This is a genomic window from Clostridium rectalis (genome assembly GCF_900626095.1).
GTDB classification, from domain to species: Bacteria; Bacillota; Clostridia; order Clostridiales; family Clostridiaceae; genus Clostridium_AS; species Clostridium_AS rectalis.
In genome coordinates this window covers 1-16,666 of sequence record NZ_UYZZ01000015.1, presented here as the reverse complement: position 1 = coordinate 16,666, position 16,666 = coordinate 1, and the positions used below count along the sequence as shown (strand labels likewise).

Below are 16,666 nucleotides of genomic sequence, written 5' to 3'. Positions count from 1 at the left end.
TTATTAAATTGTGTTTAATAAAATATGTTATAAATCATTTAACCAACTATCATCTATTTCATCATTCTCCTTCTTATCTTTTATAAACAAATTAATATTATCTAAATACTCTTTATATGGCTTATGTTGTTTCGCACTATAGCCACATAAATTAGTAAAATAAAACTCATTAGATTTATCTATTTCAGTCCACCATATTTTATCATTTTGAGTTATATTATAAACTTTGATATTAGATTTAATTTCGTCAATTGTATCATTTATATCTTTATTTAATTCATTAATAGAGTCTTTATTTAAAGGTATGTAAACATAACAATCTTCTATGAAATATTTTTCTTGAATTTCTTTTGGCATATTATCTAAATTATTATTTATAATAGCTTTTAAAACCATATCTTCTATTTCAAATTCATTAAATTGTTTGCTCTTAGTTAACCACATTTTTAAATTGTTTTCAATTGATTTAACCCATTCATTTCTTAATACATTTTTAGATGCTATTTTATTTTTTTTCGTTACTTTATCTTTTCCTGCCAAGGTATATGTAAGTTTACAATATTTAAGAAAATTCCATCTAATTTTTATTTTTTCTAAAGGAACTCCCTTTTGTATTAGACTTTGTGCATATAATACCAACTGTCCTTTTTCTTTATCTATTTTTTTACCAACATAAATAGTTGATGTCTTCCAATCTGTAATAACAAAATTTCCATTTTCATCTTTATGTATGAAGTCTATATATCCTTGAAAAATATTATTACTAACTTTTATTGTTACAAATTGTTCTGTTATTACTTTTGTTTTAATAGGAATATGTTGTTGATAAAACAATCTAATACAATCTTCATATCTATTAGCTATTTTTTCATTAGCTTTTTCATCTTTTCTATTGTATTTCAAACCTGCAACATTCATTTCAAATAATTTTAACTCATATTCTTTTATCATATCTTCATATTTGATTTTGCCTAAATAAAAATTTTCAATAATATCATGGCAAATGCCTCCACTGGCTCCATAAATAGAGGATTTTGTTTCGGGTTCGTGTTTTATGTATTTTAAATACCATCCATAAGGGTCTGTTTTATATGAATTATATTTTGACCATGACCATAATGTTTTTACATTATGTTTTTTCTTTATATTCTCCAATTCTTGTTTTGTTTTTCTCATTTAACCCCACCTTTTAGATTAGTTTGATTCTATGTTTTAATAAAGATTGAAAAATTTTCATTCCTTTATCAATTGGACTATCTTTTTTTTCTAATAATCCCCATTTGTCATATATATAACTTGTTTTTCTAAATTGTTTAACTCTATTACACATATCTATCGACAAGTGTTCACTCATATCATTATCCATAGCAAATATAATTTCTACATCTAAAGATAATAATATCTTAATTTGTTCATCGCTTAGTTCATGACCTCCTAATGCTACTCCCCATCGACATAATAAAGAATCTAATTTCAGTACAGATTTTTCTGCTTCAAAAACAATTACTTTACCTGATTTTTGAATATATTCATAATTTTCTTGTAACCCATATAAATTCATGCTTTTAGGAAAAGCTATTAATGGAAAATATTTAGGAATATCCAAGATATCATAATTTTTAATTAATGTTCTACCCATTACTCCTACATAATCATTTTTATTTCCACACCATAATCTATGAGGTATAACTACTCTATTCCTTTCTTTACTGTATCCTATATTAAATCTTTTTTGAGTATAAGGCATAATTCCTTCTTTTATCCAACCAATATAAGGCAAATCAATAAATTCTCTACAAAAATCGTTATGATAAATCTCTATTTTTTCATCTTCATAAGATATATGATTATCTTTTGCTTTTTTAAATATTTTTAATATATCTTTTTTTTCTTCTTTCTTTTCCTTTATACTAAATGTAAATTTTAAACCTAAAATCTTATGTAATTCTTTATTTGCTTGAGGAAAATCTATATCTTTTATATGCATTACTAAAGTAAAAATATCACCTTGTACATCCTTTTCTTTAGTAAAAATTTTTACCTTTAAATTATGTCTTTTTATGGCTATAGATGTAGTATTTTTATGGTTAGGCAAACCACATCTATATTCTTTTGTATAAGGTCTAATTCCATGACATCCAATAGCTTCTAAAACTTCTTCTAATTTATTATTTTCTATTATATATTGTTTAAGCTCATATGTTTTAATTGGAGTTCACCTACCCTCCCATCAATTAAAAATCTACAGGTACATTTGTTATTCCAATTTCTTTATATGTATTTCTACTCAAATCATGTTCTACTACAATCTGATAATCATTTGTACTACCTTCTCTATTCTTAACAATGAACAAAATTTGATAATGTTTATTTTTATCTAATTCTACAGGAATTTTAGTTTTTCCATTTTTACCACTTAATTTAAATACTTTCAATTCATGCTTTCCCCCCTTATACTCATCTTCAAATAAACCTCTAATCATAATACAAGTTGAAGCTACATCAACTATATTCTTAGCCATTCCTATATTGTCTTGACTATAAAACCTTTGTTTTGCACTACTTTTTGATAACTGAAATGTTATCCATATATGTAAATTCAGCACTTCTGGTTTAATAACATCATATATTTTTACCATATTCTGTTGCATATTTAACCAAAATGCACTATCTCCTCCGCCTACATTGGAATCTGTTTTATATGTATCTAATATAAAATACTTAACTCCCATATGTGCATATTTTTTAATACATTTTATTGCTTTATCTGTAGTATAACTATTAAATGGTTTTAAAATTATCTGTTTTTTATGATCTTTTATCCATTTTGCACATTTGTTTTTTAAAAAATCTTTAAAGTCATCATCATATTTCCCATCTCTTAGTTTATATTTTTGAACATCTTTTTTATAAATATTATTCGCTACCCAAATTAACATTTCTCTTTGCCACTTTTTCTTACCTTCTTCATTAATCATTATTACTATTATTTCGTCATATTTTAATATTGATGGCAATACAACGTTCCTAGTCATTGTTGTTTTACCTGCTCCAGATACTCCACCTGTTAAAGTTATATTTCCTACTAAATTTCCTCCTGTTTCTTTATTCAATAAATCAGCATTATATAATGGTAATCCTACAGCCGAACCTTTATCTAATTCATCTATTAATTCATCTATTCCATCTGAAATATCATAAGTAATATCATCTCCTTCAACATTTATGAAAATATGATTTAAAATAGCTTCATATTCATCATAAATATTTTCTGCTGACATATCTACAAACTCTTTTAGTCTATGAGATACAGGGAATTTCATTTTTATTAATTTAATTACCGTATTCCATTTATTTAATTCTTTTATATATCCATCTATGTTTTCTACTTGAATATATTTAGTTGCTAATGTTATTGTTTGAAATCCACCATATTCATCATATTTATCTTTTAATTTTAAATGTTTTTCTAAAAATAAATTAACTGTTATTTCATCTAAATTAGGTTTATCCTCTTTAACCATAATATCATGTCCAATTTGCCAATAAACCTTCCATTCATTATGTAAAAAGCTTTCTAATGTTAGATTGTCGTATGTTAAATATAAATCTGGTTGTTTCCATAAAATTGCTACTATATTAGCTTCACATGCTAATTTATATTCTTTTACTTTTTTTATTGCTTCTAATTCTGAATCGTTTAATTCATTCTTTTTTATTTTAGTCAAACAAGTATCACCTCTTTTACCATAGGTTATTTAACAAATTATTATTCATTTGCTTAGTTTTAGGTTCATATTCGGCTGCCAAAGTATCATTTATATTTACATTTAAAGTATGTTCTTTTGCTTTTTTGCTACTTTTGACTTTTAATACCACATCATTTATTTTTCCTTCAACAATAGCCATCATATAATTAATTCTATGTTTCTCCGTTTTAAACAAATCTCTTTGTCTTAATTTTACTAACATATCAAACTTGTTAATTTTAAAAGTTAAAAGAATAATTTCATAATCATAACTTGCCATAGGTTTTATTTTATTATTCGCCATAAATTTACCCTCATGTAAACCCCTTAATCTTAACGCTAAAAACTTAGGAAATTTACATTCTTTAGGTAATTCCAATATTTCGTTTTTTACATATTCACATAACTCTAAAAATTTTTCATGTTCTATGTTTTTAGTTTTATTAGTCAACTTAGATTCAACCCCTTGTTAAATTTTTAAAACATAGAGGAAGAATATACTTCCTCTATTTGTTATACTAATGTTTTTATGTAATCTATTAATTCTTTTAAACTACCTTTATTATCACATTTTAAAGGATTTTCTATTTTTAATTCTTTTGCTTTTATAGCTACTTCTTTTTGTTTTTCTTTATTTAATTCTTTCATATATTTTTTAAATGTTTCTATCATTTCTGAAATTTCTTCTGATTCTGTTTTCATTTTATTTTCATCTTTTTCAATATCCTTTTTAAAATCTATTATATTTTCATCTAATTCTGATTTTTTCTCTACTATATCTTTCCAATTATCATAAGAAGGATTTGCTATTATATCTCCTTTTTTATATTTTTGAGTTCTATCTTTTATTATTTCTGCTTTAAATACCTCTTCATTAGATTTAGCATCTATTTCTGTAAAAAATCTTAATACTATATCATAATCATATTCAAAACCTTTTGCTGTATCTGGAGCATGTCCCACTACTACCCAATTCTCACCTTTTTTTTCTTTTATATCTTTTTCTTGTGCAATTGATACTACGTTAATACCCTTACTACATAACATAATTTTAGTTGATTGAATCCTTTTATTTATTAATTTGATTTTTCCCCATTCTCTTTGTGATATATTAGCATCGTCTACAAGTTGACCTTTATTTCTAGCTCTTCTTTCTGCTACATTTAATGCTGAATGTTGCATATTTTCATAAATTTTTGTTTCACTATCAATGATAAAAGTATTTATATCTTTAATCATATCTTCATCGTCTGTGATTTCATCCAAAGCCTCTTCTACTTCATCTGCTGAAGTAGAATTTAATATGTACTTCAAATTTGGATATTTTCCTTTATAAAATGCCATACCATCTTCAGCATCTATTGCACAACTTTGTGGAAATGACAATGCAAACAATGTTTTCCCTGTACCTGTTGTTCCATATCCTAAAACCTTTATTCCTGACTTTACTTCTGATACCTTTTTAAATAATCCCATTATGTAAATTCCACCCTTCAAATTTTATTAAATTATTTTTAATATAGAGAGATTAGTCTCTCTATATTAATTTTTAAGTTTAATTCTTATTAACTAAAATATGTATTATAGGTTTTTTAACCAATTATCATCGTTATCATCATCTGAATCATCTTCTATTTTTTCAATAGCTTTATTAATAACATCCTCTTTGTCAATATCTTCCTCAGTATTAACATCTTCTGACTTTTTCTCAATATTTAAAGTTTGTAAAATTAATGCTATATTTAAATCATCTTCTGTATATGCTTCAATAATTCTTTCAATAGTAGGTGTTTTAACCTCATCTCCCACCATCTTTATATGTGGAGATATAATTATCATTTGTTCTGGTTTATTTCCTCCGCCATTAGCTAAAGCTATCTTATTTAAAACTTCTTCTTTATCAACATATCCTAATTCTATTAAATCTTTTATATCATTTGGTATGTCATCTTCAGTTACTTCAGTTGTATTAACTTCTCCTCTTGAAAATACCCCATCTACAACCAAAGATGTTATTGTTTTAGGTTTTGCTTTGAAGAATTTTAACAGTTTTTTAACTTTATCTGCATCTTCTTTAGTAACTTTTATATTAAAAGTTTTTGCTAAAGGTAATGTCGTTTTAACTATTTCTTTATCAAATTCTTTCACATAATCTAAAACCTTTGCATATATAGGAATAGTTAAAGTTTCTTTATCCACTTTTCCTACGCTGTCTTTATCTAATAACAACATCTGAGTAAAAGTTGCTTTAAATTGGGTTTGCTCTGCCTTTGATAAACAAATACTTGTTATTTTCTTTTGTGCCTGAACAGTATCATTATATAAAGAATATGTAAGATTTCCTTTTACATTAACTATTGTTCCATCTTTTAAATTATCTTTTATGTATTGAATAGCATCATATTCAGATAAGAATTTTTTATATACTGTTTTACCATTTTCATCTTTTTCAATTCCTACAGTTATAAAACACATATCTCCTATGGTCTTTAATACTTCTTCATCAAATCTATCTTCCCAATCTATTGTAAATTTAGTTTGAAAATCATCCTGTTTTCTTCCATTTTCATTTTCTTTTATACCATGCACATACAATTGATTTTGTCTTTCTGTACCATATCCACCCATCATATCAGCATATATTATGCCATTTTCTCCACAATCTATTCCTAAATTCATTTGATTATATAACCAATCTGATTTTTGACTTTCTATATCTAATTTAAATGTAAAATCTTTTATTTTAGCCTCTCCTATTAGGTTGAAAGTTGATGCACCCTTTTTAAGTTTGTTTAATTGTGTTTCTTTTGCCATATGTATATTTCCCCTTTCAATTTTAAAAATATCATTATTGAATTATTTTATATTTGATTTATGTTAATTTTTAATTTTGTCTATAAATTAAGTTTGGATAAAATTCATGCTTTATTAAATTATTTCGTATTTACAACCTAGTTATATCAACGGTTGTAGTATTTCATCTTTTGTATTTTAGTCAGAAATAGTCGATTTACTCAAATTTTAAAATTGTGTAATTTTTTACAACTTTTTATCATTCTAGTTCATTATATGAGCCTTTATTTACAAGGTGGGGAATTATTTCTTTTTATTGGTTTTATTATACCTCTTGAAATTTTAATATGTAACGCACCACCCTTCTGCATCTTCTCCTCTAATATCTTCTAATGATATTCCATTACAATCGTCTGCTTTTATTTCAACTACATCTACCCAATCTTTAATTTTGTAAGTACAATAAACTGGTTTTTTATAATTTTCATATTCATTTGGCATAAACATTACTTCTTTTTCCTTATCATATTTTATTTGTAATATCTTATCACAGTCATCAAATTCTATATAAATATTACTATCTTCTAATGGTGTATTTGATAAGGTAACAATTCCACTTTCTTTAATAAAATGCTCCTCTTTAATAATATACATTTCTTCCAATTGTCGTTTTACGTCCATATCTCTTGTATTTTCTATTGTATTACTACACACTCTTTTTATTTCATCCCAAGTAGTAACTTTTATTATTTTATTTTTAATGTCTGAAATTACACATTTGTTGTTTTTAGCGTATCTAATTTTATATTTATTTTTTTGTTTATCCGTAATTAACAAGTCTTCAATATCCATTTCGAGCATACCATTTGATATAACCATTCATACCACCCTTAATATTATATTAAATTATTTTATATTAGTTTACTATTTATCTAGCTGTACATTTATTAAATCATTGTTTGGGAAATACGTAGTAAACCCTTAGCTTCTAAATCTAACATCTTATTCCTCCCAACATTTTATTATTTTAATATTTTCCTTTGCTTTCTGATTTAAATTATTTACTATATGATAAAATGACATTATGTTAATTTTATCATTACAATATATTTTTATCTTATCTTCTGTTTGTACAAGTAAATTTAGCTTTTCATCATATCTATTTTTTACTACCGTATCATCTATAATTACCATTGATGCTATATCACTTAATGGTTTACTATATTTTATATCATATTGAGTAATTGCTTTTCTAACTAATTCTATATCTTCTGGGTTAACATACAAAGGATTTAATTCATCTAATTTTAATAACATCTTGTCCATTCCTTTGCAATATTCTAAGAACTCACATTCTTTAGTTATACCCTTATATTCTCCTTTTATTATTCTTACTATATCTCCTTTTTTCAAATCTTTTCTATTATCTATATTCTTTTCTTTTTTATCTAATATATTTTGATAGTTTGTATTTTTACTATCTTGTTTATTAACTTTGTTTTTCATATCACTTAAATCAATACGAAAAGCATTGTTAATCTTATTTTGTTTTACTTGTTCCTTTATATCTTTTTTCTCTTTTAACTTCTCTTGATGATCATTCCTTTCTTTTTCACATTCTTTTACCATTTCTTTAAGTATTTCATCTAAAAAGTTCATTATTTAAATCCCTCCATTTAATTAATTATTGTTTTCATTTATCTTACTATTTTAGTATATCATGTTATTTTAATCTTGTCAAATTGTTTTGTATTTGTAAATATTTTTTAAGATAATCCCTACAAATCAATGCGTTTATCTTATATTTATATATTATCAAATTGTTTTATGTTTGTCAAGTTTATATAATATGTTTTAAATTATTCTTCTATCTTCTGCACATCTTGCAATTCATCGGCAAATAAACAATACTTGCCTTTATTTCTTGCCTTATTTTGATTAGTATTATATGTAATATATAATTCATCTTTAGCTCTTGTTAAACTTACAAACAATAATCTTCGTTCTTCCTCTAATAAATCTAAATCATTTTTTATATCTTCATATTTATATTTATTGATTGAGTTAATTACTACTGACCACTCTTTACCTTTACTACTGTGTGCTGTAGTTAATATTACGGCATTATATTTTTTATCATCTTTTTTAATACTTGTATCGTCATTATATAAAGCTATTTTATATAAATAACTTAATAGTTCATTAAAAGTATAGAATTTTCTATTTTGTATATTCTCTATAAAAGATTTCGCTACCTCATCTTTATCTATAATTGACTGTATTCTTTTATAAAAACAATTGATTTTCAATTCTTCCTTGTTTACACCTTCTATACTTTCATCATCTACTTTATTGTTTATTTCTTGGACTTCTTCCATGATTTCATTTTTAATAGTTTGCACTATTTCTTTAAAAGATTCTTTGTCTATTTCTAAAAGTCTATTATCTGCTATTAATAAATATTCCATTAAATAATAATCCTGCTCCATATTTCTAAAGAAATTAGCTAAATTAATAATGCACTGTACATTTGTATTATCTAAATACAATTCACTAGCCTCTACCATATTAGGAATACCCTTTTCATTTAATAGTTTTTGTAACTCTAATAATTCTTTTTTCGTTCTAGCAATATAGCATATCTCATGTTTAGACATTCCTTCTCTAATCTTTTCTTGAATTAGATTTACTATATACTTATTTTCATTATTTATAATTTTAAATTCTAATAATTGTGGTATTTGTCCATTTTCTTTTTTACTTATTATTTCCTTATCAATTCTTTGACTATTTAACTTATCTAATTTATTTGCTACATTACATATTTGTGGAGTTGATCTAAAATTATTTAATAAAAATATATCTTTAACATTTTTAAATTCTCTATCAAACTTTAATATGTTTTTTGGAGTTGTATTTCTAAAACTATAAATTGCCTGTGAGTTATCTCCTACTACCATTAACGACTTAAATCTATCACATTTGCTTAATAAATGTAGTAAATCAACTTGTGTAGAATCTGTATCTTGATACTCATCTACAATAATATGCTTATATCCATACATATTTTTTAACTCTGGATATTCCTCTAATAACTCTATTAAATACAATACTTGGTCTTGATATTGTAATAAGTTCTTTTCTTGCAATTTTTCATTAAATTTATCATACAAATCAAATATTAAGAATGACTTTTCTTTTAGCTCTTTTATACTTAAATTACCTTTTTCTTTTATTAATACATTTTCAATTAAACTAACAGCATTATAATTGAAACTTTTTATTAAGTTAAAGTATATTAATAATTGTTTAAAAGCTCCTTTAGCATTAGGATAATTTAATAAAGGATTTTTATAGTTTAGCCACTCAATTTTATTATATTCTTTTAATAATTCCTTTATAATGTCATTAATATCCATCATAGTTGCTAATTGAGGTTTCTCAGTAAACCCTAATTTACCCCATTCTTTGGAAATTACACTTTCTCCAAAACTATTGAATGTAAATATATTTAAATTCCTTGGATATATACCTTTGATATCATAATATGATAACCAATAAGTTATTTTCTCTTTTAGTTCTTCGCAACCTTTGTTAGTAAAAGTTATCATTAAAATATCGTTAGGTTTATATCCCTTTTTAAATAATTCTATAGCTCTTAGTACCATTGTAGTGCTTTTACCGCTTCCTGCAACGGAATTAACTCTATAATTACCTTCTTCAATACCTACAACTTGCTTTTGTGCTTCAGTTAATTTAACTTCTCCGTTACATTTTTTCAAACTTTCAACTTCTTCTACTCCATCACTTTTATCTATATATTTATGATTGCACAGGGTACCATAGTTACAAAACTCACAATCACTAGATTGACATTTTTCTGAGTTAAAATTTAACTTTGTGTTTGACAATTCAATAATTTCGTCTGATAGGTCATTGTCATAGTCAAAAGATATTATATTGTTCCCTTGAGTATTATCAAAGTATAATACATCTTTTATAGTTTTTATTTGTTTATCTATGGATTTCTTCTCCTTTTTATCATTAGGAACTATAGAATTTAATTCATTTAATTTTGATATTAAAACTGATTTATCATTTAAAAACTGTTCATATGTATTTTTATCTTCACTTTTACCTTTTAAATGATAATATGAAGCTACTATAGGTTTATTATATTGTGAGAACAATTTCTCTCCTAAATTTCTTAATAAATATAGCTCAATATCATTATAAGGTAAGTTCTTCTCTGTTCTAGCCTTATAACTTAATTTAGTTGAACTAGTTTTATATTTTATAATTTCAATATTATTCCCATTATCAAACACTATATCTGCATTTAATTCAATATTTTTATCTCCTATTTGAATATTGTTATATATGTTTCTAGCCAATAGTTTTCTATTTAATGTTTTTTCATATTCTATGTATCTAGTTAAATTATTTAATATAGTTAACATTTCAATTTCTTTTTCTTGATTAGTTAAAAAATATTTATCTTCTAACTGCTCTGATATTATGTCTTTTAATTGCGATTGTGATAGTTTTATAAAGTTATAATTGCAAAGTACATTTTTATAAACCTTTCTTATCATTGCTGACTTATTAACTAATGTTTTAAAATCAAATTGTGAAATATAAGCTTTAAATGGACATTGTTTTATATTTTTTAATTGATATAATTTTATGTTTTCCATTTAGTCTCTCCCTCTCTGTTATTATTAAATTATTTTAAGTTATCATAAAAACTAGATTTTATATTAATTTATATGTAATTTATTGTTTTCTAAACATGTATCAATTCTATTTTTGGCTATAGTATAATAATTTTTATTTAATTCAAAACCTATGTAATTTCTATTTGTATATATACATGCTATTGCTGTACTTCCACTGCCCATAAAGCAATCTAAAATGGTATCTCCCTCATTTGAGGAAGTTAATATAATATTTTTTAATATTTCTATTGGTTTAGGAGTTGTATGTCCATTTTGTTTTATGGGTTCATGTTGCCAAACACTTGGTAAATTTTGATTATTAAATATGTATCTTGATTTCATATATTTATTTAATAATAATTTGTAATCATATTTCCCTATTAGTTTACATATTAAATCCCAATCGGCTTTACCGATATTGTAAGGCGGGTCTATTGCTATAAGATTCACTGATTTATCAGGTATTTTTTTCAATCCTACCAAGCAATCCTCATTATATATTTTATTCAACTCTATCATTCTATCCCTCCCATTAATTTTTTATTAAATTATTTTATATTTAAATAAATTACGATAAAATGTTTAATTTAAATTATTTACTAATAAAACAAAACTTCTTCTATATTTTCATATTCATCTGTTTCACAAACACTGAAAATATCTTCTCTCCATCCGCCCTCGTCATGATCGTATTTGTAGTAATATACTCCTCCATCTTCATCAACAAATGGATTAGTTATTGTATCATAAGGTCGCATTCCAGTTGGATAATATGTCATTACATCTCTGCCTAAAAATGGACAATATATTTCACCCCATTCAGTCATTTCACTTTTCCATTCTAATTCCTTATCTCCATGTTTTTTTAACATATCAAATAACCATTCTTTTTCTGTACTATCTCTTAAAAAATTCTGAACTTCTAAAGCTCTATTACAATGTTCTTTAATGCTTCCTTCAACATCATAAAAAGCAAATTCTTTTAATAATTCTATTGCCCTCTCATATTTATTAGCCTTATCTAACATTTCATTTACCTTTTTTTCAAATAAATCTGGTCTTTTAGTATCAACTAAACAAATTATTTGGTTTTTATCTATATTATCTATAGTCATTTCATTTAAATTTAGCTTATACATACAAATTCCCCCTAATTTTTATAATAATTTTATTTACAATTTCCTTGACTCACAAGTTGCTAAAATTAAAGAATTTCAATATCATTTATAATTTCAAAATCTATCCAAAATCCACCATCTGTAGTTTTTAATAAAAATTGTGAATCATTACATTCAGTTAATGTTCCTTCAAATATGCCTTTATCAGTAATAAATTTATATCTATTGCCTATAACTATTTTTATTGATTTTCCATCTATTTCACCTATAATTGGAAATTTAAACATGTAGATAATGCCTCCTTTGTATTTATTAAATTATTTTAAATTTGCATAAAATCCTCAATTTAAATTAAGTATGCTTAGTCCTCTTTTAAAGCTATTTCAAATAACATTTCTATAGAAACTATATAAAATAATGCTTCGTTTACAAAACCATTTCTTAAACAACTTTTAATAATGCTTGTCTGATTTAACATATATTCTATAAATTTATCATCCCTTATATTTATTTAACTACCTCTTTCTATTATTTTATAAATTATTTTAAACTAATCTATTAAACTGTCAAACAATTTTTCTAATTCTTCATAAGAAGCTTTATCTAAAAATTGCATATGTTTATTTTTATCTTCTTCAGTTAATTCTTTCATACCTTTTAAAGCATTTTTTAATATATCTTTATAAAATTCTTTAGATTCTTCTTTTTTAAATTCTGCTTTTCTTTTATTATAATCCTTTTTAAATTCATCTGATGTATCTTTATCTGTAATTACAAACCATTTACCTTTTTTAAATCCCTTTTCTATAACCTGAAAAGAACATAGATTTGAATTTTTTGTATCATCATATTTAATACATTGTACAATTTCATCCCTATTATTTTTACCAAAAGTTATTTCATGTTTACTTCCATTTATCTCAACTACAAAAGTCTTTTTTAATAAATAAAATATTACACAATCTACATCTACTGATTCCAATTCTTTATAATACCAAATTGGATATTCATTTCTTCCTATAAATTTTTTATTTATTGTTTCTTCAGTATGTATTTTAACCACTCCTTTTTAAATTTTAGTTAATTAAATATAGATTTATTATTTTTAACATATTGAATATCATCAATCATTATATTTTCATTATTTTTAAATCCCTTCAAAGCTTGTTTCATTTCATTTATATCTGAATAATAAATAACTTTTGTACATTTAGGAATTGAAAACATTGCTACGTTCGCCATACCACTACCATGAATATATGTATATTCAGTAACAGTAACTCTACATTTTAGCTGATGCAATAAGGAATCTATTATATTTTTCATTTTATCCACCTCTTTATTTTTAAAATTTTTATTTATTTAACTAATTGTATCTACTATTTTATAAATTCCTTTTTCAACATCTGACACAGGAATATAATCCTCTATATCCCACCACTGTACTTTATAACACAATCTTTTATCTAATCCTTTAGGTGTAACATATTCTATTCCTACAATCTTACCATTTAGATTGTCAGGATGCTTAAAAGCATTTATTGAAATAGATTTTAAATAACTTGGACTTATATTTACTAAATTACTTGTCAATTCTTTATATTCTTCTTTTCTACTATCAGAGTCAGGAATATACTCACCATTAGAATTCATGTATTCTTTTTTAGTTTCATTCCAACAATATTCACACATCATAGAAGACATATCGACCATAAATGGTGAAGGTCTTAGAATCTGATTTTCTTCATCACAATAATCACAAGTTCCAATTTTATAAAAGCTCATATACTTTACTCCTTTATAATTAAATTATTTTATATTTGTTTCTTATTTTTTTAATCTACTATATTAATCATCTTTCTTTTTAAAATATTTTATTATACCTTTAATTAATAACAATAAATTTAAAATAGGTGTCATATACACTAAAAATATGAAAAAATATCCTATTAGGGGATTAGATATACTAGCATTTATTAATCCATTAACAAAGTTAGTTATTTTTTCATTATCTATTTCCTCTAAACTTTCTTGAATCAAATTAAAGGCTTTAAATGGGTCTTCATTCATATTGTTTATTTTGCTTATATAAAAGCCATTGCCCCTATTAAAATATTAAAAGTAAATAAATTCATATTCTCACCTTCACTAGTATCAAAATTTAAATTAAGAGATGTCTTCTATTCTTTGTACATATTTTTCTAATGTTTCTATTTCATTTAGACACATTAGATTAAACATCTGAAACGATAGTGAAAGACCACTCTCAAATGCAAAGGAATCAAAAGTTGATTCCTCAAAATCCTTATAATTACAAATAGTTTTTTGAGTATTTGTTTTAAAAACGCATTCTTTAAAATCATAATATATATCTCCATGACCAATTTTATTTCTTAATTTTCTATTCGTTAATTTTAATAACTCATCCAAGTATTCACTTTTACCAGCTAATTTATTAATTTTATCTACCAATTTACAATTATAATCTTTTTTAGAATACACTTTTTTCTTAACATTTATTAATTTCATTAAATTCTTCTTGCAATCCAAATTTTTTATAAATATTTTTCATTATTATCCCTCCATTACTATAAATCTATTTTACCATATTTAACTTCATATAAAATAATGGTTTTAACTTATAAAATATTACTTTTTCCTTTTACATCTTTCTATCTGTGCTTTACTTATTCTCTTATATGCACATTTTGGACAACGAGTGCCACGTAGAAAATTATCTGGAGCTACATCCCACTCATCATAACCACATATATTATGTTTCATCCTTACTTTTTTACTGCTTTTTATATATTTACCAAGTACAGTATACTCATCACTAACTAATTGATATACTTCTTCTACAAACTTTTCGTGCGATTTCTTTCCTCCTCTACGACACTCTGGACAACGAGTTGACTGCAAAAATTTATCAGGAATTACTTCCCACTCGTGTTCGCACTTATTATGTTTCATTCTAATTTTTATACTACCTTTTATATATTTACCAAGTACACTATATTCGTCACCTACTAGATCATAAACTTCTTTCTCAAATTTTTCTTGTGTTTTACATGTTTTCATATGATAAGCCCACTTTCTACTTTTAATATATCTAAATTATAAAACACAATAGTTTCTTATGCTATATGAATTTTATTTTTTATTTTCCTTATACCATGTAACTATATCTGAATCATTTCTTCTATGAAACCAAGCTCTTAATACATAAATACTATTTTCTTTATTGTAAAAAGATACATATATTTCTTCTTGTGTTTTTTGCATATCTATATCATATTCCCAACCTTTTTCTTTCATTTCTTCTATATGTTTATCTCTATCATCTTTTGTATTATATAAATAAACAATTTCCTCATCTCCAAATACATTTACATTATTTCTATAAAGAATTTTTTCATTCTCTTTTAAATAATTAACAATAATTTTAGCTGATTCTAAACTTACCATAGTTTTCCTCCCTATTATTAAACAATTACCACTTACTATTCACAAATTTCAAATCATGTTTTATTATCACCTCTCTAAATTCATATTTATTTCAAAATGTAATCTTATTTTTGGATTGTGAACTAAATACATTTTCTATAGTGTTTCAAAGCCTTTATAAGTCCTTCTCTATCCTTATGCTTAAAAGCATCACTAGCAAATTCTATAAGATAATCTGCAATTTCTTCCACTTCTTCATCTTCAACAACATTATTTATGCTTACTTCTTTTTGTTTTTTTACATATCTTTCTTCTCCTCCTACGCATAATGGAGGTTGTGAATGTTTAAATCTAATTATGCCATCTTGCATAGATATTTCTCTAAGCTTGTAAGCTGTTCCTATTAAATTATAAGTTTCTCCTTCTTGAATATTAGCTATAACCTCTTTAAAACTTAATTCTTCTTCATAATTTCTCATTTCTAAATCTCCCTTTTAATTTTATTTCACCTTAATTTAAGATGTTTATCTGATATCTAAATTACGAATTATTTTTTAAACTCTTTTTCAATTTCTTCTAAAATAGTTCTCATTTGATTAATGCTATTTAAAACTTCATCTTTATCATCTAAATTTGCATAATAAAAAATAATTATTGATAAATTTTTTAAAGAATAAAAATCCTCTTTATATAACATTTGTCTTCTTCTCTTTCTAGTTGAATTGTGACGTTAACCACATATTCTAATAAAATCATATAGTGCTCTATATTTAGCTATCCCTTTACAAGCACTCCAAGGAAATCCAGTTTGCTCTTTTAGCAATTTTCTTTTGATATATAT

Annotated in this window: 20 protein-coding genes and 1 pseudogene; all 21 read right to left on the bottom strand. The window is 24.2% G+C overall.

Annotation, left to right across the window (positions count from 1 at the left end):
- Nucleotides 1-27 precede the first annotated feature (27 nt).
- The 21 genes and pseudogenes from EJL03_RS15370 to EJL03_RS16235 all read right to left on the bottom strand — a co-directional run bounded on the left by EJL03_RS15370 (nt 28) and on the right by EJL03_RS16235 (nt 16,522).
- A complete protein-coding gene (locus EJL03_RS15370) occupies nt 28-1,176 on the bottom strand; it encodes a PD-(D/E)XK nuclease family protein (protein ID WP_125154847.1) in 1,149 nt (382 codons plus the stop codon).
- Between the two features lie 13 nt (nt 1,177-1,189).
- Entirely contained in the window at nt 1,190-2,095 is a 906-nt protein-coding gene (locus tag EJL03_RS15365) for a DNA primase (protein WP_243108736.1), read from the bottom strand.
- A gap of 139 nt (nt 2,096-2,234) precedes the next feature.
- A complete protein-coding gene (locus EJL03_RS15360) occupies nt 2,235-3,728 on the bottom strand; it encodes a replicative DNA helicase (protein WP_125154845.1) in 1,494 nt (497 codons plus the stop codon).
- 16 nt (nt 3,729-3,744) lie between these two features.
- Nucleotides 3,745-4,200, bottom strand: a complete 456-nt coding sequence (locus EJL03_RS15355; protein WP_125154844.1) for a hypothetical protein — start codon at nt 4,198-4,200, stop codon at nt 3,745-3,747.
- A 62-nt stretch (nt 4,201-4,262) separates the two neighbouring features.
- A complete protein-coding gene (locus tag EJL03_RS15350) occupies nt 4,263-5,225 on the bottom strand; it encodes an AAA family ATPase (protein WP_125154843.1) in 963 nt (320 codons plus the stop codon).
- 105 nt (nt 5,226-5,330) lie between these two features.
- Nucleotides 5,331-6,563: a hypothetical protein gene (locus tag EJL03_RS15345; RefSeq protein WP_125154842.1), complete on the bottom strand. Its 1,233-nt coding sequence runs from the start codon at nt 6,561-6,563 to the stop codon at nt 5,331-5,333.
- Between the two features lie 321 nt (nt 6,564-6,884).
- Nucleotides 6,885-7,421, bottom strand: a complete 537-nt coding sequence (locus EJL03_RS15340) for a hypothetical protein (RefSeq protein WP_125154841.1) — start codon at nt 7,419-7,421, stop codon at nt 6,885-6,887.
- 123 nt (nt 7,422-7,544) lie between these two features.
- A complete protein-coding gene (locus EJL03_RS15335; RefSeq protein WP_125154840.1) occupies nt 7,545-8,201 on the bottom strand; it encodes a hypothetical protein in 657 nt (218 codons plus the stop codon).
- Nucleotides 8,202-8,401: 200 nt separating this feature from the next.
- Nucleotides 8,402-11,239 carry an ATP-dependent helicase gene (locus EJL03_RS15330; protein ID WP_125154839.1) on the bottom strand — a complete coding sequence of 946 codons (2,838 nt, stop codon included), beginning with the start codon at nt 11,237-11,239 and terminating at the stop codon, nt 8,402-8,404.
- Nucleotides 11,240-11,302: 63 nt separating this feature from the next.
- Nucleotides 11,303-11,779 carry a DNA-methyltransferase gene (locus tag EJL03_RS16495; protein WP_125154838.1) on the bottom strand — a complete coding sequence of 159 codons (477 nt, stop codon included), beginning with the start codon at nt 11,777-11,779 and terminating at the stop codon, nt 11,303-11,305.
- Nucleotides 11,780-11,859: 80 nt separating this feature from the next.
- Nucleotides 11,860-12,399 carry a hypothetical protein gene (locus EJL03_RS16490; RefSeq protein ID WP_243108735.1) on the bottom strand — a complete coding sequence of 180 codons (540 nt, stop codon included), beginning with the start codon at nt 12,397-12,399 and terminating at the stop codon, nt 11,860-11,862.
- A 65-nt stretch (nt 12,400-12,464) separates the two neighbouring features.
- On the bottom strand, nt 12,465-12,665 hold the full coding sequence (locus tag EJL03_RS15315; protein ID WP_125154837.1) for a hypothetical protein: 201 nt from the start codon (nt 12,663-12,665) through the stop codon (nt 12,465-12,467).
- 263 nt (nt 12,666-12,928) lie between these two features.
- On the bottom strand, nt 12,929-13,441 hold the full coding sequence (locus tag EJL03_RS15310) for a hypothetical protein (RefSeq protein WP_125154836.1): 513 nt from the start codon (nt 13,439-13,441) through the stop codon (nt 12,929-12,931).
- A 17-nt stretch (nt 13,442-13,458) separates the two neighbouring features.
- The gene (locus EJL03_RS15305; protein WP_125154835.1) at nt 13,459-13,704 is read right to left on the bottom strand and encodes a hypothetical protein; all 246 of its coding nucleotides are present in this window, start codon (nt 13,702-13,704) and stop codon (nt 13,459-13,461) included.
- A gap of 36 nt (nt 13,705-13,740) precedes the next feature.
- Nucleotides 13,741-14,163 (bottom strand): hypothetical protein, encoded by a 423-nt coding sequence (locus EJL03_RS15300; RefSeq protein WP_125154834.1) that lies wholly within the window; start codon nt 14,161-14,163, stop codon nt 13,741-13,743.
- A 63-nt stretch (nt 14,164-14,226) separates the two neighbouring features.
- Nucleotides 14,227-14,513, bottom strand: a pseudogene (locus tag EJL03_RS15295) (hypothetical protein).
- 31 nt (nt 14,514-14,544) lie between these two features.
- Complete coding sequence (locus tag EJL03_RS15290; protein ID WP_125154833.1) at nt 14,545-14,928, bottom strand: hypothetical protein; 384 nt, start codon at nt 14,926-14,928, stop codon at nt 14,545-14,547.
- Between the two features lie 99 nt (nt 14,929-15,027).
- On the bottom strand, nt 15,028-15,459 hold the full coding sequence (locus tag EJL03_RS15285; RefSeq protein WP_125154832.1) for a hypothetical protein: 432 nt from the start codon (nt 15,457-15,459) through the stop codon (nt 15,028-15,030).
- A 72-nt stretch (nt 15,460-15,531) separates the two neighbouring features.
- On the bottom strand, nt 15,532-15,846 hold the full coding sequence (locus tag EJL03_RS15280; RefSeq protein WP_125154831.1) for a hypothetical protein: 315 nt from the start codon (nt 15,844-15,846) through the stop codon (nt 15,532-15,534).
- Nucleotides 15,847-15,968: 122 nt separating this feature from the next.
- The gene (locus EJL03_RS15275) at nt 15,969-16,304 is read right to left on the bottom strand and encodes a hypothetical protein (RefSeq protein ID WP_125154830.1); all 336 of its coding nucleotides are present in this window, start codon (nt 16,302-16,304) and stop codon (nt 15,969-15,971) included.
- 68 nt (nt 16,305-16,372) lie between these two features.
- Nucleotides 16,373-16,522, bottom strand: a complete 150-nt coding sequence (locus EJL03_RS16235) for a hypothetical protein (RefSeq protein ID WP_164509121.1) — start codon at nt 16,520-16,522, stop codon at nt 16,373-16,375.
- Nucleotides 16,523-16,666: the final 144 nt, after the last annotated feature.